Origin of the sequence: Tateyamaria sp., assembly GCF_039945315.1 — a bacterium.
GTDB lineage: Bacteria > Pseudomonadota > Alphaproteobacteria > Rhodobacterales > Rhodobacteraceae > Tateyamaria.
In genome coordinates, this window is record NZ_JBDUXB010000001.1 from 41086 (window position 1) to 61256 (window position 20171).

16 protein-coding genes are annotated in these 20171 nt (G+C 59.4%); 10 read left to right on the forward strand and 6 right to left on the reverse strand.

Annotated elements, in window-relative coordinates:
* Positions 1–972, reverse strand: coding sequence for a D-erythronate dehydrogenase (denD, locus tag ABJD00_RS00205; RefSeq protein ID WP_413828944.1), 972 nt, complete (start codon positions 970–972; stop codon positions 1–3).
* Positions 969–1862, reverse strand: coding sequence for an NAD(P)-dependent oxidoreductase (locus ABJD00_RS00210; RefSeq protein ID WP_413828970.1), 894 nt, complete (start codon positions 1860–1862; stop codon positions 969–971). Before ABJD00_RS00210 ends, denD begins: the two co-directional genes overlap by 4 nt.
* 100 nt (positions 1863–1962) lie before the next feature.
* On the opposite strand from ABJD00_RS00210, the gene ABJD00_RS00215 reads away from it, so the two are divergent.
* From ABJD00_RS00215 to ABJD00_RS00235, 5 genes are read left to right on the forward strand one after another with little or no spacing between them, the layout of a single operon-like run.
* Positions 1963–2706: an SDR family oxidoreductase gene (locus ABJD00_RS00215; protein WP_413828946.1), complete on the forward strand. Its 744-nt coding sequence runs from the start codon at positions 1963–1965 to the stop codon at positions 2704–2706.
* Positions 2703–4502 (forward strand): IlvD/Edd family dehydratase, encoded by a 1800-nt coding sequence (locus ABJD00_RS00220; RefSeq protein ID WP_413828948.1) that lies wholly within the window; start codon positions 2703–2705, stop codon positions 4500–4502. Before ABJD00_RS00215 ends, ABJD00_RS00220 begins: the two co-directional genes overlap by 4 nt.
* Before the next feature lie 42 nt (positions 4503–4544).
* Positions 4545–5387: a fumarylacetoacetate hydrolase family protein gene (locus ABJD00_RS00225; protein WP_413828950.1), complete on the forward strand. Its 843-nt coding sequence runs from the start codon at positions 4545–4547 to the stop codon at positions 5385–5387.
* Complete coding sequence (locus ABJD00_RS00230; RefSeq protein WP_413828952.1) at positions 5380–6312, forward strand: 2-hydroxyacid dehydrogenase; 933 nt, start codon at positions 5380–5382, stop codon at positions 6310–6312. Before ABJD00_RS00225 ends, ABJD00_RS00230 begins: the two co-directional genes overlap by 8 nt.
* Positions 6305–7393 carry a mandelate racemase/muconate lactonizing enzyme family protein gene (locus tag ABJD00_RS00235; protein WP_413828954.1) on the forward strand — a complete coding sequence of 363 codons (1089 nt, stop codon included), beginning with the start codon at positions 6305–6307 and terminating at the stop codon, positions 7391–7393. The genes ABJD00_RS00230 and ABJD00_RS00235 overlap by 8 nt, the downstream gene beginning before the upstream one ends.
* Positions 7394–7426: 33 nt before the next feature.
* Here ABJD00_RS00235 and ABJD00_RS00240 read toward each other — a convergent pair whose 3' ends face one another.
* Genes ABJD00_RS00240 through gpmI form a run of 3 tightly spaced genes read right to left on the reverse strand, consistent with a single transcriptional unit; the run spans position 7427 to position 11415 of the window.
* Positions 7427–8767 (reverse strand): S41 family peptidase, encoded by a 1341-nt coding sequence (locus ABJD00_RS00240; protein ID WP_413828956.1) that lies wholly within the window; start codon positions 8765–8767, stop codon positions 7427–7429.
* Between the two features lie 6 nt (positions 8768–8773).
* Positions 8774–9907 (reverse strand): murein hydrolase activator EnvC family protein, encoded by a 1134-nt coding sequence (locus ABJD00_RS00245; protein WP_413828958.1) that lies wholly within the window; start codon positions 9905–9907, stop codon positions 8774–8776.
* Entirely contained in the window at positions 9904–11415 is a 1512-nt protein-coding gene (gpmI, locus tag ABJD00_RS00250) for a 2,3-bisphosphoglycerate-independent phosphoglycerate mutase (protein ID WP_413828960.1), read from the reverse strand. Before gpmI ends, ABJD00_RS00245 begins: the two co-directional genes overlap by 4 nt.
* Before the next feature lie 121 nt (positions 11416–11536).
* Between gpmI and ABJD00_RS00255 the strand changes: the two genes are divergently transcribed.
* Both ABJD00_RS00255 and ABJD00_RS00260 read left to right on the forward strand, forming a co-directional pair.
* Positions 11537–12028 (forward strand): DUF3291 domain-containing protein, encoded by a 492-nt coding sequence (locus tag ABJD00_RS00255; protein ID WP_413828962.1) that lies wholly within the window; start codon positions 11537–11539, stop codon positions 12026–12028.
* Positions 12029–12212: 184 nt separating this feature from the next.
* On the forward strand, positions 12213–13049 hold the full coding sequence (locus tag ABJD00_RS00260; RefSeq protein WP_413853645.1) for a c-type cytochrome: 837 nt from the start codon (positions 12213–12215) through the stop codon (positions 13047–13049).
* 83 nt (positions 13050–13132) lie between these two features.
* On the opposite strand, the gene ABJD00_RS00265 is transcribed toward ABJD00_RS00260, so the two are convergent.
* Positions 13133–16105 (reverse strand): error-prone DNA polymerase, encoded by a 2973-nt coding sequence (locus ABJD00_RS00265; RefSeq protein ID WP_413828972.1) that lies wholly within the window; start codon positions 16103–16105, stop codon positions 13133–13135.
* Positions 16106–16355: 250 nt separating this feature from the next.
* Between ABJD00_RS00265 and ABJD00_RS00270 the strand changes: the two genes are divergently transcribed.
* The 3 genes from ABJD00_RS00270 (at position 16356) to polA (ending at position 19988) form a co-directional block, all read left to right on the forward strand.
* Positions 16356–16823 (forward strand): DUF1203 domain-containing protein, encoded by a 468-nt coding sequence (locus tag ABJD00_RS00270; protein ID WP_413828966.1) that lies wholly within the window; start codon positions 16356–16358, stop codon positions 16821–16823.
* Positions 16824–16894: 71 nt separating this feature from the next.
* Positions 16895–17068 (forward strand): zinc-finger domain-containing protein, encoded by a 174-nt coding sequence (locus tag ABJD00_RS00275; protein WP_108838382.1) that lies wholly within the window; start codon positions 16895–16897, stop codon positions 17066–17068.
* 124 nt (positions 17069–17192) lie between these two features.
* Positions 17193–19988, forward strand: a complete 2796-nt coding sequence (gene polA / locus ABJD00_RS00280; protein ID WP_413828968.1) for a DNA polymerase I — start codon at positions 17193–17195, stop codon at positions 19986–19988.
* Positions 19989–20171: the final 183 nt, after the last annotated feature.

A 20171-nucleotide genomic window follows, 5' to 3' on the forward strand; every position in this document is an offset into this window, starting at 1 on the left:
TTAACGTTCCGGCAAATCCTCAGCCACATAAACGTCAATGATCTCGCGGAACGTCGTTTCTGCCTCAAATCCCAACGCCTTTGCCCGTTCCGGTGCAAAATTGCGTGGCCACCCATCTACGATCTTGGCAATGGCCGCATCTGGCTGCGGCTTAATCAAGGCAACGACATTGTTGCCCGCCACATCGCGCAACGCCTCGATCTGTTCGGCCACTGTACAGGATAGACCCGGAAGGTTCAGCGCCCGACGTCCCTCTAACCGGTCCGTGTCCAGCGTCCCGGCATGGGCCAGAAACCCGGCGGCAGAGCGGGGCGATGCATGCCAGTGGCGCACCGTATCCTCGACCGGCAAGATGGCCTCCATCCCATTCAAAGGCTCACGAATGATTCCCGAGAAAAAGGAGGACGCGGCAAGGTTGGCCTTGCCCGGACGCACACAAATCGTCGGCAGGCGCAGGGACATCCCATCAATGAACCCCTTGCGGCTGAAATCCTGTACCATCAACTCGCAAGACGCCTTTTGCGCGCCATAGCTGGTCTGGGGCGAGGTCAGGAATTCATCCCCGATCTTGTCCGGATAGGGACCCCCAAACACCGCAATGGACGAGGTGAAAACGACCCGAGGAACATATTCCCCACCCGTCGCGCGATGCTGCGCGCGCAAGGCCTCAAGGAAATGCCACATCGGCAGCATGTTCACCTGCCAGCCGAGGTCGAAATTCGTCTCTGCCTCACCCGAAACGATGGAGGCGAGGAAATAGATTACATCGAAGCGTTCAGCCGCCAGCGCGGCTCCTTCGGCGGCCACAGACAGGTTGCCAACCCGGCGATCCTTGCCCGCGCCACCCTCAGGAAACGCCATGTCATGCAGCGTCAGAGTGACTGGCGCACCGTCCAGCCCTTCGGCCTCCAGCTTGTGGACCAGCTTCTGACCCACCATGCCACCGCCACCGAGAATAAGTACCCGCATCATGTGTCCATCCCGTTTTGCGCACGCAGTTCAAGGTAAAGGCCAGAGTGATCCCGATCGGCCCCGTTCATGTTGTCTACGAAGTGGGCGAACCGGTCCCGAACGCCTTGGGTCATGGGCAAAATCAGGTTTGCGGCCTCGGCCTCGACCAGCACATTGTTGAGATCCTTCAGTTGGAATTTGGATAGCCCACCGGGTTCAAAATTCCCCGTTGTCATCCGCTCGCCATGTTGCTGCAGAATGGTGCTGTCGGCAAACCCACCCTTGAGGGCTTCGCGCAAGGCCGCAGGGTCCGCACCACCTTCTTCTGCAAGCAACATCGCTTCGGCGACAGCTCCAATCGTCACAGCCACAATGGTCTGATTGCACAATTTGGATAACTGCCCGGTCCCTGAAGGGCCCACATGAACGGGCCGGCCCATTGCGCCTAAAACTGGCTCCGCACGCGCCACATCTTCGGCCCGGCCGCCAACCATGATAGCAAGGCTCGCAGCTTCCGCCCCTTTGGTCCCCCCCGATACCGGAGCGTCGAGATGTGCAACCCCGGCAGAGACCAACTTCTCGGCTTGGGCGCGCGCCTCACCTGGCTTGGTCGAGGACATGTCGATCCACAGGGCACCATTGCTCAAGGCACCTTTCACATCGTCAATAACGGACAACACCGTGGGCCCGTCACTCATCATCGTGATGACGACATCCGCCCCTGTGACCGCTTCGGTGGTGGTATCCACGACCCGCGCCCCAAACTCAGCCAGAGGATCGGCTTTGGCCCGCGTACGGTTCCACACCGTGAGGTCTATGCCCGCCTGCGCCAGATTGCGCGCCATGGGAAAGCCCATCAGCCCTGTGCCCAACAAGGCCACCTTTTGCGATCCCATTCTTCGTCCTCCCATTTTGCCGAGACGTCTGGTCAACGCCAACAGCTTGTCCTACGCTAACATCAAAACGCAGCATCTTCCGATGCGCAACACCTGATGAGAATGGGGGGAGTTTATGGGCCGTTTAGACGGAAAGCGCGCACTTGTGACAGCCGCAGGCCAAGGCATTGGCCGAGCGAGCGTTGTAGCAATGGCGGCCGAAGGCGCGCAGGTCTTTGCCACGGATGTGAACGCGGATCTACTGGGAGATATGCCCGACGGCGTCGAATCCTTTGTTTTGAATGCCTTGGACGATACCAGCGTGGCCGAGGGGGTCGCACGCGCGAAACCCGACCTGCTGTTCAACTGCGCTGGCTTCGTCCACCACGGCACCGTTTTGGACGCCACAGATGACGAATGGGATTTCGCCTTTGACCTCAACGTCCGCTCGATGCTGCGCACCATGCGCGCCGCATTGCCAGGCATGGTGGAACGCGGCACAGGGTCGATCATCAATATGTCCTCGGCCTGCTCATCCGTGATTGGCGCACCCAACCGTTTTATCTACGGCACAACCAAAGCTGCCGTCATCGGCATGACAAAATCAGTCGCCGTTGACTTCGTGACCAAGGGCATCCGTTGCAACTGCATCTGTCCCGGCACCGTGGAAAGCCCAAGCTGGCATGACCGCGTCAAAGCACTTGGCGAAGAGGTCGGCAGCTATGAAGAGGCCCTGAAACAGTTCGTGTCCCGGCAGCCCATGGGCCGGGTGGCAACCGCTGACGAAATCGCCGCACTGGTGGTGTACTTGGGCAGCGACGACAGCGGTTTCACCACCGGACATCCCCACATCATCGACGGAGGCTGGTCGGGCCAATGAGCAAAAAAATCGGAATCGAAGACCTGCGTTCGCGCAAATGGTTCATGAACCCCGACAACCCGGAAATGACAGCGCTCTACCTCGAACGCTATCTCAACTACGGGCTGACGCGGGCCGAACTTCAGTCGGGAAAACCGATCATCGGGATCGCGCAGACCGGCAGTGACCTCTCCCCCTGCAACCGCCACCACTTGGAACTGTCCAAGCGCGTGCGCGATGGCATTATCGCCGCCGGCGGTACCTGCATCGATGTGCCCGTGCACCCTATTCAGGAAACCGGCAAGCGGCCTACAGCCATGTTGGACCGCAACCTGGCCTATCTGTCTCTCGTCGAAACGCTCTTTGGCTACCCACTGGATGGCGTTGTACTGAACATCGGTTGTGACAAAACCACACCCGCCCTGCTCATGGCCGCCGCCACCGTGAATATCCCGGCCGTCGCCCTGTCTGTCGGTCCAATGCTGAACGGCTGGTTCCGAGGCGAACGCACCGGTTCAGGCACCATCGTCTGGAAAGCGCGCGAGATGCTGGCAGCAGGCGAGATTGACGATGACGGCTTTATGGAGCTCGTCGCATCTTCGGCCCCGTCCGTCGGCTACTGCAACACTATGGGCACTGCGACCACGATGAATAGTCTTGCCGAAGCGTTAGGCATGCAACTGCCCGGCGCCGCTGCTATCCCGGCCCCCTATCGCGAACGCGGTCAGATGGCATACGAAACCGGACGGCGAATCGTCAACATGGTGTGGGAAGACATGCGGCCCTCCGACATCATGACGCGCGAGGCGTTCGAAAACACCATTGTCATCAACTCCGCGATCGGTGGGTCCACCAACGCGCCAATCCACCTCAACGGCATCGCGCGCCACCTCGGCGTGCCGCTGGACAACGACGACTGGCAAAACGTGGGCCACAAAGTTCCTCTGATCGTCAACATGCAGCCCGCAGGTGAGTATCTGGGCGAGGATTATCAACATGCGGGCGGCGTGCCTGCGGTAATCGGCGAACTGATTGCCGCCGACTTGCTGCCACACCCCGACGCGATAACAGCCAACGGCAAAACGATGCGCGAAAATTGCGGCGATGTGCGCAGCGAAGACACCCGCGTGATCCGCCCCGTGTCCGAGCCGATGGTGGACCATGCCGGGTTCATCAACCTCAAAGGCAACCTCTTTGACAGCGCGATCATGAAGACTTCCGTGATCTCGGACGCATTCCGCGCGCGTTACCTGTCCAACCCTGATGATCCCGAAGCGTTCGAAGGACGCGCCATCGTCTTTGACGGACCCGAGGACTTTCACCACCGCATCGACGACCCGGCCGAAAACATCGATGATACCTGCATTCTGTTCATGCGCGGCGCCGGACCCAAAGGCTACCCCGGCGGTGCCGAGGTCGTGAACATGCGCCCACCGGCCTACCTGCTAAAACAGGGGATCAACGCGCTCCCCTGCATCGGTGACGGGCGGCAATCGGGCACGTCAGGCTCTCCATCCATACTCAACGCCTCGCCTGAGGCTGCGGATGGGGGCGGATTGGCTCTGCTGCAAACTGGCGATATGGTGCGGATCGATCTGAAAAAATGCACCGCAGATATGCTGATCAACGCATCCGAACTCGCAACACGCGCCGCCGCTCTGTCGGATGCAGGCGGATATGCCAGCCCTGAAAACCAAAGCCCGTGGCAGGAAATCTTCCGCGACCGCGTCGGACGCTTTGATGAGGGCATGACGCTGAAAGGCGCCGCCGAATACCAAGACATCTCGCGCAAGCACATGCCGCGCGACAACCACTAACGCGCGGCTCGTGCGACAACAAACAAGCGAGGATTAAGAGACATGAAACTTGTAAGATACGGAGACGTAGGGAGCGAACAACCGGGCCTAATGGATGGCGACACCTTGCGCGATCTGTATGGCGTCATTGATGACATCACTGGCGACACGCTGGATGACGAAACGCTGGATCGGCTGCGCAGTATTGATCCAACCACCTTGCCCGAAGTCAAAGGCAATCCGCGCCTTGGCGCATGCGTTGGCCACTTTGGCAAGTTTTTGTGCATCGGCCTTAACTACTCCGATCACGCAGAGGAACAGGGGCTGCCGATCCCCGAACACCCCATCCTGTTCTTCAAGGCGAATTCGGCGATCGTCGGGCCAAATGATGATGTGGTCATGCCACGCAACTCCAAGCGCAGCGACTGGGAAGTTGAACTGGGCGTGGTGATCGGCAAGGCTGCGAAATATGTGTCCAAGGCAGATGCGCTGGATTATGTCGCCGGTTATTGCGTGGTGAACGACGTGTCCGAACGCGAATTTCAGCAGAACCTGACAGGGCAATGGACCAAGGGCAAATCCTGCGACACGTTTGGACCTACAGGCCCGTATCTCGTGACGCGGGACGAAGTCGCCGATCCGCAAAACCTCGCTATGTCGCTGCATCTCAATGGCAAACAGATGCAAACCGGCAATACCTCAACTATGATTTTCTCGGTCGCCGAGATTATCGAACATCTCAGCGGTCTGATGACGCTGCATCCGGGTGACATCATCACCACAGGCACTCCTCCGGGCGTCGGAGACGGAATGCGTCCCCAAGTTTACCTGAAGGTCGGTGACGTTATGGAGTTGGAAATCGAAGGTTTGGGGCGCCAGCGTCAGGAAGTGAAGATGGATGCCTGATCTTCTTCAAATCGGCGGCATCACTTACACCATGCGGGATCGTCTGGCCGAACACTTCACCATCCACAAACTAAGTGAAAACGCCTATCCGGCGAACGCCATCACCCACATTGCCACCAACGGCCATGATGGCGTACCAGCAGACGTCATGGCCGCCTGCCCCAACCTTAAAATGGTCAGTTGCTATGGCGTCGGATATGACGCCATCGACACCAAGACGGCGGCAGATCGCGGCATCCTCGTCACGCACACACCCGACGTGTTGAACGCCGAAGTCGCAAGCACAACGATCCTTCTGATGCTCGCAAGCTTCCGCAACTTCCTGCATGACGAAGCGCATGCACGCTCCGGCGACTGGGAAAACGGCGGCGCGCCACTGTCCCGCAGTGCCGACAACCGTCGGGTCGGGATCCTCGGTCTTGGCCGCATCGGGCAGGCAATAGCAGATAAGCTCAAGGCCTTTGACGCCGACATTCACTACCATTCGCGCAGCAAAAAGGACGTGCCTTACACCTACCACGCGTCCCTGACCGACATGGCCAAAGCCGTCGAAGTGCTCATCTGCATTACCCCCGGCGGCCCTTCGACCCACCGGATCGTGAACAGCGAAGTGATGGACGCGCTGGGCCCCGAAGGTACCCTGATAAACGTCTCGCGTGGGTCGGTCGTGGACGAACCGGCCATGGTGCAGGCGCTGCAAGACGGGCGCTTGGGCTATGCGGCCCTCGATGTGTTCGAAGCAGAGCCCAAGATACCAGACGCTCTCAAGACCATGCCAAACGTCGTTTTGTTGCCCCATGTTGGGTCCGCCACACACGAGACGCGGGCAGCCATGGGCGGGTTGGTCGTCGACAATCTGATCGCGCATTTGACCACGGGCAAGGTTCACACGCCCGTTCCAGAGACCGCGCATCTGAATGGCTAAGATCTTTTCCGTCACCGCCCGCCTCTTTGAAATCCCATTGGATGAGGTTCTTGTGGACGCCAAACATGGCGACCACAGCCACTTCCATCTGGTCACAGCCACCGTCACGCTCAGCGACGGGCGAACGGGCACTGGGTACACCTACAACGGTGGGCGGGGCGGGCACGCCACAGTGGCAATGATCACACATGATCTTGCCCCTTTTCTGATCGGACAGGACGCAACAGAAGTCGAAAAACTGACCGACGCAATGGACTGGCACATGCACTACGTGGGCCGGGGTGGCATCCTGTCGTTTGCCCTTTCAGCGGTCGACATCGCGCTATGGGATACCCGCCTGAAAGGCGCGGGGCAGTCTTTGGTGAAGGCCGCAGGTGGCGCGTCCGACCGTTGCAAGGCCTATGCTGGCGGGATCGACCTGGGATTTGATATGCCAAGGCTTCTTGAGAGCATTCAGACCTATCTGGATCGCGGTCACAACGCAGTAAAGATCAAGATCGGCCAGCCCACGCAAGAAGAAGACCTCGCCAGAATCGCAGCGGTGCGCGAATTGATTGGCCCCGACATGACATTCATGGTCGACGCGAATTATTCAATGAACGTGGATCAAGCCATCGCGATGGGCAAAGCTTTCAAACCCTATGACATAACATGGTTCGAAGAACCAATCGTGCCCGACGCTTTTGAGGATTTTGCAACAATCCGCACCGCTACCGGGGTGCCAGTGTCCCAAGGTGAAAACCTGCACACGATGCATGAATTCGCCCGCGCCCTGCCGCACGTGGACTTCATTCAACCTGACGCGTCTAACTGCCTCGGAATTACCGGCTGGCTGCAAGTGGCAGACATGGCAAAGGACGCGAGCGTGCCTGTGTGCAGCCACGGTATGCAGGAATTGCACGTTTCGCTGGTCTCGGCGCAACCCCATGGTGGCTGGCTCGAAGTGCACAGCTTCCCAATCGATCGCTACACCAAACGACCTCTTGTGATAGCGGATCACATGGCAGTCGCCCCGGACATACCGGGCATTGGGGTAGACTTCGACTGGGCTCAACTGACCCCACACGAGGTACGGCCGTAAGGCGAAAGCGCCCCTGTTACGGGGCGCTATGCTTTAGTTTTCAGGACCAAGAGCGTTGAGACCTTTAAGGATATCGATGGCATAGGCCAGCTGATAATCCTCTTCGCGCAGCGCAGCAGCTGCTTCGGCTTTCTCACGGTCCTCTTCGATCTGGCGGATCTCATCTTCGCTCAGCGAGTCGTTGTTGAGGCTCCCGCGCAGGTCGGCTTCGGACCGCTGTCCGACGGCACTGGCCGGTTCATCTTCTTCCTCAGTGGTCGGGCTGCGACGGGGTTGTTCCACCACAATATTTGGGCTGACACCCAGCGACTGGATCGAACGACCCGACGGCGTGTAGTAGCGCGCCGTGGTCAGACGCATCGCACCCTCTCCCCGGAGCGGCATGACGGTCTGCACCGATCCTTTGCCAAAGCTCTTAGTGCCGACAACAATGGCACGACGGTGGTCTTGCAAGGCACCCGCCACGATCTCGGATGCTGAAGCAGAGCCACCGTTTATCAGCACGACAATTGGTTTACCCTCGGCCAGATCACCCGGTGTTGCGTTGAACCGATCCCCATCCACAAGCTCACGGCCACGGGTTGATACAATCTCACCCTTTTCGAGAAACGCATCTGACACTCGGATCGCTTGGGTCAGCAAACCGCCTGGATTGTTGCGAAGGTCCAAAACAAAACCATTCACATTGTCCATGCCGCCAAGAGTCTCGACCTCTTCGTTCAGCTTGGAGATCAGGTTCGGAGTCGTCTTGTCATTGAACGTGGTGATCCGCAGCACTACGGTTTCGCCCTGCGTCCTCGCACGCACGGCCTGCAATTCGATTGTATCGCGGACAATTGGAACGTCGAAGGGCTCTGCCTCACCTTCGCGCACAACTGTGATGATGATTTCGGAGCCAACAGGGCCGCGCATCCGGTCAACTGCCTCATCCAAAGTAAAGCCAAGCATCGAATCGCCATCAACATGGGTGATGAAGTCGCCCGCCTCTATCCCGGCTTCGGCTGCCGGTGTGCCATCGATGGGGGAGACGACCTTGATAAAGCCCTCTTCCTGCGTAACCTCAATGCCAAGGCCACCAAATTCACCGCGAGTCTGCACCTGCATGGCCGCCGCATCATCGGGGGACAGATAGCTGGAATGCGGATCAAGCGATGTCAGCATCCCGTCAATCGCCGCTTCGATCAGTTCGCTGGGTTCGACCTCTTCGACATACTGGCTGCGAATGCGCTCAAAGATGTCGCCAAACAGATCAAGCTGCTGATAGACGCCAGCATTTGCGCTGTTCTCTTGCGCCAGCAGCGGCCCTGCAACCTGCGTTGTGGCAATTGCCCCCGCCAAGGTACCGCCCAGCGCGGCCATAACGAATTTTTTCATTCCCTGTTATCCATCCTGTTCAAAGCTGAACCACGTTTGTGGGTCCAAAGGCGTATTATCTTGTCTGACCTCTATATAGAGCGTTTCCGAGCGCTCAGCGCCACCCCCTTCACCACGAGTTGACAACGCATCCCCGTCGCTTTCGGCAGGAAGCCCACTCATGAGGCCCAAAGGAGTGCCACTTGCGATGATTTGTCCCGCCTCTCCATAACTGACGCCCATGCCAGCAAGTACAAATAGTGTGCCGGGCCGGGGTTCAAGAATCGTTACCGATCCAAAATCCAGCAAAGGGCCAACATAGCGCAACGTGGCCGCCGTAGGAGAAGTGACAAGTGCACCAGGGCGCGTGGCGAGCAGAATTCCGGGGCGCACGACGCCTGCGGCATCTGCCTCGCCCGCATGGCGCAGGATCAGGCCGCGCACAGGCACCGGTAATGCGCCAATCTGGTCCTCAATGTCCGGCGGCGCCCAGCCTGCATCGTCAGTGGCGGTCTCAGTCAGCCCACTTGAAAACGCCTCCAGCGTTTCAGAGGACTCGATAAGAATCGCGGTGCGCACCGGGTCTTGAGTAAACCGTTGCGGCAGATCAGTACGGTTGGCCATGGCCTGGTTCAGCGCGGCCCGTGCGGATTGCACCTCACTCAGCCCCAGTTGTAACTGCGCGGCGGCTTGTTCTTGCAAACGGCGCAGGTCTTCAACATCGCTTAGGTCGGTGCGCAAACTCTCGGCCCGCTGGTTCAGCGTGGGGGTCAGTTCCGCCAGCAGCATACCGGCCCGCGCTGTGCCCGCAGGCCCATCTGGGTGCAGAAACGCGGTGGGCGTTTCCTCGGGCTTTATGGTCTGCAACACTGCCAGCAATTGGGAAATCTCTTCATCACGAGACTCAAGTTGGGCACGCAGCTGTGCTTCACGGATCGCGGCACGGCGCAAACCAGACCGCATGGCCGACAAACCCGCTTCATAGGCCTGGACCGTTTGTGTCAAAGCACGCACGCGATCCCGTGCGCTGTCCGCCGCCTCCAGTTGGATCGACGCTGCTTCCAACAGATCACCGGCGGCGCGCGCCAGATCACCTGAACTGTCCTGCGCAGCCGCAGGAGGTGCCATAAGGCACAAGGCAAGGACAGCGAGACGTCTCATGCAATCAGGCTCTGTCCTGTCATTTCCAGCGGTTTTTCCAACCCCATCAGGTGCAACAATGTCGGCGCCAGATCTGCAAGGCGCCCATCGTTCAACGTACCTTCGGCCCCAATCAACGCAACCGGCACCAGATTGGTGGTGTGCGCCGTGTGCGGCGCGCCGGTGTCCGGGTCAATCATGACCTCGCAATTGCCATGGTCCGCCGTCAGGATCATCGCGCCCCCGGCCGCCTCCAACACGGGCAGCACCCGCGCAAGGCCCTGATCCACTGCGGCGCAAGCAGCCATTGCAGCCTCCAAATCACCAGTATGACCAACCATATCCGGGTTGGCATAATTCACGACGATCAGGTCATAACCTGCCTCAATCGCTCCGATAAACCGGTCTGTCACTTCGACAGACGACATCTCTGGCTGCAAATCATAGGTGGCTACGTTCGGGGATTTCGGCATCGCCCGCTCTTCTCCATCCTCAGGCTTTTCTTCGCCTCCATTGAGGAAAAAGGTGACATGCGGGTACTTTTCCGTTTCGGCTAGTCGAAACTGGCGCAAGCCGGCGCGCGCAACCCAGGCACCCAGTGTGTTCACAATCTCAGGCTTGGGGTACACCGTCGTCATATAGGCGCCATGCGCGTCTGAATAATCCGCCATGCCCATCAGACCCGCCCAGTCAGGTCGGCCCGACGCATCAAAGGCGTCAAACCCCGGATCGCCCATCGCCGCCATGATCTCGCGCGCACGGTCGGCACGGAAGTTCAGGCAAAACAGCCCGTCTCCGTCCTTGGCCCCCTTGTATCCATCAATAACGGTGGCCGGGATAAATTCATCCGTCTTACCCGCGCCATAGGCCGCCTCAATCGCCGCCTTCGCGCTTGGCTCGACCGCCGCTTCTGCCCGCACCATCGTTGCAAAGGCGGTTTCAACCCGATGCCACCGATTGTCCCGATCCAAAGCAAAGTAACGGCCCGTGACAGTTACGATACGCGCACCTGTGGGCAGAGCAGCCTGCAACGTCTCAAGATACCCAAGCGCAGATTTCGGGGGCACGTCACGCCCATCCGTAATGGCGTGAATACACACCTCCAGGCCAGCATCCGTGCACGCCTTGGCTGCGGCAATCATGTGACTGATATGGCCATGCACCCCGCCATCAGACATCACGCCCATCAGATGGGCGCACCCGCCAGCGGCCTTGATCGCCTCGATCCAGGCGATCAGGCGGGCATTGTCGAAAAAGCTGCCGTCTTCAATCGCAAGATCAATCTGACCCAAGTCCATCGCCACCACGCGACCCGCTCCAATGTTGGTATGGCCCACTTCGGAATTGCCCATCTGGCCACGCGGCAGACCCACATCGGGGCCATGGGTAATAAGGGTCGCGTTCGGACAGGTCGCCATAATGTGGTCATAGGTGGGCGTGTCAGCCAGCGCAGGCGCGTTGCCTGTGGTCTCTTCACGCAGACCCCAGCCATCAAGGATGCACAAAACGACGGGTTTGGGGACTGGCATATGCTCAAGGACCTTTATTCGCAGGTTTTCCAGCCTTCTAACGCGCCGGGTCACGCTTGGGAAGAACGCTTGCCCACACAGACGAGCGGTTTACTGTTTAAACAAAGCAAGGAGGCCAAAGATGAGCGAACACATGCTGGTGCACCTCAACGTGGTGCGTCCGGTCGGAGCCTTCAGCGCCGCACACCCCAACGCCGTCTACTTCTTTGAACAGCTGCCCAAAGTGTTCGCACTGGCCAAAGCGGATGGCGACATGTTCTGGCACAACCATGGGGCCCGAGCACCGGACGGCCGCTATCTGGAAATGACGGACCTGCTAGCGCAAAACACGAGCGGCACAGAGGAAAACCTGCACATCATGACGATGGCCGGGTGGCGGGATCTGTCTGCGTTGCAGCGGTTTGCCTATCGCGAACAACTGCATGCGGATGGTATTCGAAAACTCAAAGGATGGGTCGACCGATCTGAGGGACCGACTCTGGCATTGTGGTGGGCGCCCCGTGGCACGCGGGTAAGTCTGGAAGAGGCATGGGATCAACTGGCACGATTGCGGCGTGACGGACCATCGAATGCGATTTTTACCCCACGCACGGCAATTGCGGCACCAGATTAGTAAATTTGCGGACGTTCTGTGGTGACAGGCAAAGCGATCGATTTCGCGTCTGGCTGAACGACAGCTTTGAGGCCGTGACAGACATCCCCAGAATTTTTCGTAGGAGATTTAGCCCAATTTCCCCTATTATTGAGCACGAACCTATTGCGGGTTCGATTTTTACTACGATTTTGGAAATGAAAATATGCGACTAATTTTGACGACATTCACACTAACCTCATTCGCATTTCTGGCGAATGCCGAGCCATCCATTGAACGAGGTGAGTATTTGGTTCGTGGGCCGGCGGGCTGCGGCAACTGCCATACGCCCCAGACACCTCAAGGCCCCGATATGTCCAACGAGTTGGGCGGATTCATGGTCGAAAAAAATCCTGCCTTCGAAGCTTGGGCGGTGAATATTACACCCGGTGGGCGTGTCGCCGATTGGACAGATGATGAGCTCGCAAAAGCGATCCGGGAGGGTATCCGCCCTGATGGATCTGTGATCGGACCGCCAATGCCGATGGGCCTTTACCGCGGTTTGTCCGACGATGATCTCTACTCTATCGTTGCCTTCCTCCGCACGGTTCCGGCGAGCGCAAATGAAACACCATTCTCTACGTACAATATTCCGTTGCCACCCGCGTATGGACCGCCCGTGGACAGCGTGTCCGCTCCTGCGCAATCGGTCAGTGTCGAATATGGTGAATACCTCGCCGGCCCAGTTGCGCATTGCATCGAGTGCCATACGCCGATGGGCGAGAAAGGGCCGATGTTTGAAACCCACCTCGGTGCTGGCGGGTTCGAGTTTCATGGGCCATGGGGAACGTCTGTCTCAACCAATCTGACCACCCATGAAGACGGCCTCGCTGGTTACAGCGATGCAGAATTGAAGGCCATGATTACAACCGGCATACGGCCAGATGGCTCCAAAATGCTTCCGCCTATGGGGTATCATCACTATGCGGCAATGACGAAAAATGATCTGGACGCTGTTGTTTTGTATTTACGTCAACTGCCTCCGCTTCCTGACGGCGGGTAATTCGTTCAACGCTTTAAGAAGCGTCTGCAAGCAGGAACGATCATGCCGGGCAACAGTGTTTGCCGGGGCCAACAACCTCGAAATCAATCCGGGTTGCCACGAGTGAAACTGATCTTGGACAAATCCGGCGCGCGCGCCTGTGTCGCCACCACGTCCACGGGCTTTGCCCCCGGTGTCAGGATATGGCGCAGTAGCGCCACAGGATGCGCGCGCAGGGTCAGCCGGGTGGAAACATAATCCTCGACCACCTGTTCGCCCATCGTCATCTCTGGCAATAAGGCGGTGGGCTCATCCACCACCTCGCCGTCAATGTCCTGTGCAAACAAGGGCAAGACCGGCCCCGGGGCCAGCGCCTTGGCCTCCCACAACGCCTCACGACGCGACAGCCCGATACTTGCAAAGGCATCCGCCTCTGCAAGTCGCACCAGAACCGGCGGGTTAAGACCCGCCTTGCGCCACACATCGCGCACCGCATGATACCCATTCCCGCGCGCCGCCGTCAGCCAACTGGCATCCTCTTCGCTCAGGCCCTTGATCTGACGGAACCCAAGGCGCAGGGCCAGCCCGCCCTGCCCGTCCGGTTCCATTACATTGTCCCAGTAGCTGGTGTTCACACAGATCGGGCGCACAACAACGCCATGCTCGCGCGCGTCACGCACAATCTGGGCAGGGGCGTAAAACCCCATCGGCTGGGAATTGAGCAGCGCGCAGGCAAAGATGCCCGGATGGTGGCACTTGAGCCAGCTTGAGGCATAAACCAAGAGGGCAAAGCTCGCCGCATGACTCTCGGGAAACCCATAAGAACCAAATCCCTCGATCTGTGAAAAACAGCGCTCGGCAAAATCGTCCTCGTACCCGTTCTTGCGCATGCCACGCAGGAACAGAGCGCGGAATGTACTGACGCTGCCATGTTTCTTGAAGGTGGCCAAAGACCGGCGCAACCGGTCCGCCTGATCGGGTGTAAAGTTCGCGCCAACAATCGCGATCTGCATCGCCTGTTCCTGAAACAGGGGCACGCCCAGCGTCTTGCTCAGCACCGCGCCCAGCGCATCGGACGGAAACGAGACCGCCTCTTCCCCATTCCGCCGCCGGATGTAGGGATGCACCATATCCCCCTGAATGGGGCCGGGGCGGATGATCGCAACCTCGATCACAAGATCATAGAAATTGCGCGGGCGCATGCGGGGCAGAAAATTCATCTGCGCGCGGCTTTCCACCTGAAACACGCCAATGCTGTCCGCCGCACAAAGCATGTCATAAACGCGCGGATCCTCGGGAGGCAGCGTGGCAAGGGTATAAGTCTGCTGGTGGTGCATCTTGAGCAGATCAAACGCCTTGCGGATGCACGTCAGCATGCCAAGGGACAGCACGTCGATCTTGAGGATACCCAGACTGTCGATATCGTCCTTGTCCCAGCAGATGACAGTGCGGTCCTCCATCGTGGCGTTCTCGATCGGCACCAGTTCATCCAGCCGCCCTTCGGTGATGATGAACCCGCCCACGTGTTGGCTGAGATGGCGGGGAAAGCCGTTGATCTCATGCACCAGCTCAATCGTCTGCCGCAGGCGCTTGTCGCGGAAGTCGAGGCCAATTTCGGCCATCCGTTCCGCCTCGATCCCCTTGGTTGAGAAAAAGCCCCAAAGCTGGGAACTCAGCGCCGAAATCGTGTCCTCGCTCAGGCCCATGGCGCGGCCCACCTCGCGGATGGCGCGCTTGCCCCTGTAATGGACAACCGTGGCGCACAGGCCCGCGCGGTGACGGCCATAGGTCTCATAGATATGCTGGATCACCTCCTCGCGCCGCTCATGTTCGAAATCGACATCGATGTCCGGGGGTTCATCCCGCGCCTCGCTGACAAAACGCTCGAACACCATCGTGCCCATCTCGGGGGAAACCGACGTGACCCCAAGGCAGTAACAGACCACCGAATTGGCCGCAGACCCGCGCCCCTGACACAGGATGTTACGGGAACGCGCAAAGTGGACAATGTCGCGCACGGTCAGGAAATAGGGTTCGTATTTCAGCTTGGCGATCAGGGTCAGTTCATGGCGCAGCAACGTCTGCGCCTTTTCGGGGGGGCCTGCCGGGTAGCGCCATTTGAGCCCCTCATAAGCGAGCCGCTCCAGCCGTTGGCCCGGCGTTTCATTGTCGGTGACCTCGGACGGGTATTCATAGCGCAACTCATCTAATGAGAACGTGAGGCTTTGGGCCAGTGCACCTGCGCGCGCCACCGCGTCCTCGTGCCCGGGAAACAGGCGGGCCATGTCAGCGGCACTGCGCAACCGCCCCTCACCATTGGCCAGGGCGTTGCGACCCAGATGATCGACGCGGGTTTTCAGACGCACCGCAGTGACCACATCCGCCAGCTTGCGCCGCGCCCCGTGGTGCATGCGCGGCGCGGCAGAGGCGAGTGTGGGCAGGCCAAGGTCCCGCGCGCGGTCCGCAAGCGCGTCAAAGCGCACCGTGTCCCGCCCGTCATAGTGCGGATGCATCAGCACATGGATGTTTCCGGCAAAGCGGCGCGTCAGCCGGCGCGCCGTTTGCACCCAATCACCCGCGCCGCCCTGCACCTTCTGTGCCGGTGGCCAGAGCAGCAGGTGAAGGCCCTCCGGGAACGCCTCAAGATCAGCAAGCGCGATGTCACATTGTCCCTTTTCTGCGCGCAACCGCCCGGCGGAAATGATCCGGCATAAAGAGCGCCATCCGGCCCGGCTTTGCGGCAGCACCGTGATGGGCGAGGCATCGCGGAACACCAGCCGTGCCGCCGGGATCAGCCGGGGTATCGTGCTGATCGGTGCGCTTGGTGCTGCCGAGATGTGATCCGGCCTTGGCGGGCCGATCAGCCCGGTGATCGCGTCAAACTCCTGCCGCTCTTTAACACTACGCGCAATCGCTTTGCTTTCGGTATGTGCCCGCACGATCCCGGCCACTGAATTGTCATCTGCAATGGCCAGTGCCTCCATCCCCAACAGAGCCGCACGCGCCATATATTCCTCGGGGTGGGATGCCCCGGTGAGGAAGGTAAAATTGGACGTGGCAGAAAGTTCAGTGAACATATGTGTCGCAGATTCGGGCATGGCAGGAGTGCAGTATATTCTTGTTTTGTTCTCATTTGAACTGGCGTTGTGTTTTGGGGGCTCTGCCCTCAGCGCGGAGCGCTGGCACAAAAAAGTAAGGGGGCTCTGCCCCCGCCCCTGCGGGCCCCACCCGGGATTTTTCTTAATCAGAGAAGCAGGGGGTTGCGCATCATTCGGGTCGTCACGGCGCAGGGGAGCCGTTTATGCACAGGCCAAAAGGAGATACCTCATGCCCATGTTCACCGCCTTGCCCACCGACATCGTCACGGCCTATCGCGCCAGAGGTCTGGACGCCTTTGGCAACCCGCCCAAACGCACAGTCAGCGACGGAGAGGGCAATCCGTGTCGCCATTGCCTGTGCGATATTCCGAAAGGGGCCGAGATGCTGGTACTGGCCCACAAACCCTTTGAAGGCACCCACCCTTATGCGGAGGTTGGGCCGATCTTTCTGTGTGCGAGCGACTGCACGCGCGGCGGCGGGCCTGCGCTGCCCGAAATCCTGACAACCTCGCCCGACTACCTGATCAAAGGGTACAACACCGCGGACCGCATCGTTTACGGCACCGGAGAGATCAGCCCCACCCCCAACCTTGAGGATCGGATCACGGCCATATTCGCCCACCCGGAGGTCGCCTATATCCACGTCCGCTCAGCACGAAACAACTGCTATCAGGCACGGGTCGAAAGGGACGGCTAAGGGACTTGTCTGCCCGCAGGCCTTGGCCCATAAACACCCCCAAAGTCGCGCCATATGCAAGGACCCCGCCCATGACCATCGACGCCCCCGAGACAAAGACGGTGACCACGCGTCGTATCGCATGTGACGGCGGCGAAGGCGCGCTGGGCCACCCTCGCGTCTGGCTGCAAATCCCAGAAGACACTGGCTGGGTCGAATGCCCCTATTGCGACTGCAAATACGTGCTGGCCGAAGACGCCGACTGAACGTTACTGCGTAGCGCTAAATCAAAAATGTAATGCGCCGTCAGGCGCGCCATTGGATCACGTCTGGCCCCTCGCGCCGCGCCGTGGCAAAAGGGCGGCGCATAACAGGTTCGGAGCAACGCGCATGGCACTTCAGTTCGGCAAAGGGCATCACCTGCACCTGATTGACGGGTCGGCCTTCATATTCCGGGCCTATCACGCGCTGCCCCCTCTGACCCGAAAATCCGACGGTCTGCCGATCGGGGCAGTCAGCGGCTTTTGCAACATGCTCTTCAAATACGTCGAAGGGAACACAGGCCCCGACGCGCCGACCCACGTGGCCGTCATCTTTGACAAGGGCAGCCACACGTTCCGCAACGACATGTATGACCTTTACAAAGCCAACCGCGAGGCCATGCCCGAAGACCTGCGGCCCCAAATCCCCCTGACCCGGACCGCGACCGAGGCGTTCAACATCGCCTGCAAGGAAAAGGAAGGGTTCGAGGCCGACGACATTATCGCCACGTTGGCCGTGCAGGCGCGTGCCGCCGGCGGGCGCTGCACCATCATTTCGTCGGACAAGGACCTGATGCAACTGGTCGGCGACGGCGTCGAAATGCTGGACGCGATGAAGAACAAGCGCATCGACCGCGACGGTGTGTTCGAAAAATTCGGCGTCTTCCCTGAACGGGTCGTGGATGTGCAGGCGCTGGCAGGCGACAGTGTCGACAACGTGCCCGGCGCCCCCGGCATCGGGATCAAAACCGCAGCACTGTTGATCAACGAATATGGCGATCTTGATGCTCTGCTGGAACGCGCAGGCGAAATCAAACAACCCAAGCGCCGCGAAACCCTGATCGACAATGCCGACCAGATCCGGCTCTCGCGCAAGCTGGTGCTGCTGGACGAAAACACGCCGCTCGATTTTACCATCGACGATCTTGAGGTCCGCGACCCACATCCTGACCAACTGCTCCCGTTTTTGGCCGAGATGGAATTCCGCACCCTGACCAAGCGGATCGCAACCCAGCTTGGCGTTGAAGAACCCGAAATAAAGGAACCCACCGCGCCCGAGGCGGCAGATGCCCCCGACGCGCCGAGCTTTGACGATGCCACCTACGAACAGGTCAGCGACGCAACCGCCCTCCAGACATGGATCGACCTCATTTACGAGCGTGGCTATGTCGCCGTGGACACTGAAACCACCAGCCTGAACGAGATGACGGCCAACCTTGTCGGTATCTCGCTGGCCGTTAATCCGGGCCACGCTTGCTACATTCCTCTGACCCACAAACAGGGAGGCGATGACCTCTTTGGGTCTGATGATCTGTCCGAGGGGCAGATGCCGCTGGAAACGGCGCTCGACATGCTCAAACCCGTTCTGGAAGACGACAGTATCCTCAAGATCGGGCAAAACATGAAATATGATGCCAAGATCTTTGCCCAGATCGGCGTGCACGTCGCCCCCATCGATGACACCATGTTGATGAGCTATGCGATGCATGGCGGCTTGCACAATCACGGCATGGACACATTGTCTGAACGCTATCTGGGCCATACACCCATCCCGATCAAACCGCTGCTGGGGTCCGGCAAGTCCGCCAAGACCTTCGATCAGGTGCCGGTTGAGGATGCGGTCAAATACGCCGCCGAGGACGCCGACATCACCTTGCGCCTCTGGCAACAGTTCAAACCTGGGCTGCACCGCGCGCAGGTCACCAAAGTCTACGAAACGCTCGAACGGCCGATGGTGCCCGTGCTGGCTGGCATGGAACGCTCCGGTATCAAGGTCGACCGCGATACGCTGTCACGCATGTCCAACGCCTTTGCCCAAAAGATGGCCGGGCTCGAAGACGAAATTTACGAGATGGTAGGGCGCACATTTAACGTCGGATCGCCCGCGCAAATCGGTGAAATCCTGTTTGACGAGATGAGCCTTGAGGGCGGCAAAAAGGGCAAAACTGGCAAATACGCCACCGGCGCGGACGTGCTCGAAGACCTTGCCACAGAACACGAACTGCCCGGTCTCGTGCTGGACTGGCGGCAACTTTCCAAGCTGAAATCGACCTATACCGACGCGCTGCAGGACCATATCAACCCGGACACAGGCCGCGTGCACACGTCCTATTCGATCGCAGGGGCGTCAACAGGGCGGCTCGCCTCAACCGATCCAAACCTGCAAAACATCCCGATCCGAACCGAAGAAGGACGGCGCATCCGCGAAGCCTTTGTGTCCGAACCGGGCAAGACCCTCGTAGCGCTGGACTATTCCCAGATCGAACTGCGCATTCTCGCCCACATCGCAAAAATTCCCGAGCTGAAACAGGCCTTTGACGACGGCATCGACATCCACGCGCTGACCGCGTCTGAAATGTTTGACGTCCCGCTCGACGAAATGACGCCGGACGTTCGCCGACAAGCCAAGGCGATCAACTTTGGGGTGATCTATGGCATCTCAGGTTTTGGTCTGGCGCGAAACCTGCGCATCCCACGGGCCGAAGCGCAGGGGTTCATCGACCGGTACTTCGAACGCTTCCCCGGCATCCGCACCTATATGGACGACACCAAGGCCTTCGCCAAAGAACACGGTTACGTCCAGACCCTGTTTGGCCGCAGAATCCACACGCCCAACATCGGGGCCAAGGGGCCGCATGCAGGCTTTGCCGCCCGCGCCGCCATCAACGCCCCGATCCAAGGGACAGCGGCAGATGTGATCCGGCGCGCGATGATCCGCATGCCGGACGCCATCGCGAACCTGCCCGCCACGATGCTGCTGCAGGTGCATGACGAGTTACTGTTCGAAGTCGAAGACAGCGCCGTCGACGATCTGATCGGCGCGGCGCGGGGCGTGATGGAAGGGGCAAACAACCCCGTCGTGCATCTGAATGTAAAGCTGACGGTGGATGCAGGGCAGGGACAGAATTGGGCCGAGGCGCACTAAGGCTAGCCAAGATCTGGTCCGAACCCTTGGCGGACCTTGCTTATCCCACGCGGCCGCTAGGGTCAGGACCCATTGATTTCTTCCTTCCTGCGTGATTCAGCGGTCGAAAATCGAGTGGTGATGTGAGCGATCTTTACTGGCTGAACGACGCGCAGATGACGCGTCTGGAGCCTTACTTTCCAA

What these genes read in the sequence shown, in the direction of transcription:
- ABJD00_RS00265 (WP_413828972.1), bottom strand. Translation starts at nt 16,105, where the DNA reads ATGTTCACTGAACTTTCTGCCACGTCCAATTTTACCTTCCTCACCGGG.
- ABJD00_RS00230 (WP_413828952.1), top strand. Translation starts at nt 5,380, where the DNA reads ATGCCTGATCTTCTTCAAATCGGCGGCATCACTTACACCATGCGGGAT.
- ABJD00_RS00210 (WP_413828970.1), bottom strand. Translation starts at nt 1,862, where the DNA reads ATGGGAGGACGAAGAATGGGATCGCAAAAGGTGGCCTTGTTGGGCACA.
- ABJD00_RS00270 (WP_413828966.1), top strand. Translation starts at nt 16,356, where the DNA reads ATGCCCATGTTCACCGCCTTGCCCACCGACATCGTCACGGCCTATCGC.
- ABJD00_RS00240 (WP_413828956.1), bottom strand. Translation starts at nt 8,767, where the DNA reads ATGAAAAAATTCGTTATGGCCGCGCTGGGCGGTACCTTGGCGGGGGCA.
- ABJD00_RS00215 (WP_413828946.1), top strand. Translation starts at nt 1,963, where the DNA reads ATGGGCCGTTTAGACGGAAAGCGCGCACTTGTGACAGCCGCAGGCCAA.
- denD (WP_413828944.1), bottom strand. Translation starts at nt 972, where the DNA reads ATGATGCGGGTACTTATTCTCGGTGGCGGTGGCATGGTGGGTCAGAAG.
- ABJD00_RS00220 (WP_413828948.1), top strand. Translation starts at nt 2,703, where the DNA reads ATGAGCAAAAAAATCGGAATCGAAGACCTGCGTTCGCGCAAATGGTTC.
- polA (WP_413828968.1), top strand. Translation starts at nt 17,193, where the DNA reads ATGGCACTTCAGTTCGGCAAAGGGCATCACCTGCACCTGATTGACGGG.
- ABJD00_RS00225 (WP_413828950.1), top strand. Translation starts at nt 4,545, where the DNA reads ATGAAACTTGTAAGATACGGAGACGTAGGGAGCGAACAACCGGGCCTA.
- ABJD00_RS00275 (WP_108838382.1), top strand. Translation starts at nt 16,895, where the DNA reads ATGACCATCGACGCCCCCGAGACAAAGACGGTGACCACGCGTCGTATC.
- ABJD00_RS00245 (WP_413828958.1), bottom strand. Translation starts at nt 9,907, where the DNA reads ATGAGACGTCTCGCTGTCCTTGCCTTGTGCCTTATGGCACCTCCTGCG.
- gpmI (WP_413828960.1), bottom strand. Translation starts at nt 11,415, where the DNA reads ATGCCAGTCCCCAAACCCGTCGTTTTGTGCATCCTTGATGGCTGGGGT.
- ABJD00_RS00260 (WP_413853645.1), top strand. Translation starts at nt 12,213, where the DNA reads ATGCGACTAATTTTGACGACATTCACACTAACCTCATTCGCATTTCTG.
- ABJD00_RS00255 (WP_413828962.1), top strand. Translation starts at nt 11,537, where the DNA reads ATGAGCGAACACATGCTGGTGCACCTCAACGTGGTGCGTCCGGTCGGA.
- ABJD00_RS00235 (WP_413828954.1), top strand. Translation starts at nt 6,305, where the DNA reads ATGGCTAAGATCTTTTCCGTCACCGCCCGCCTCTTTGAAATCCCATTG.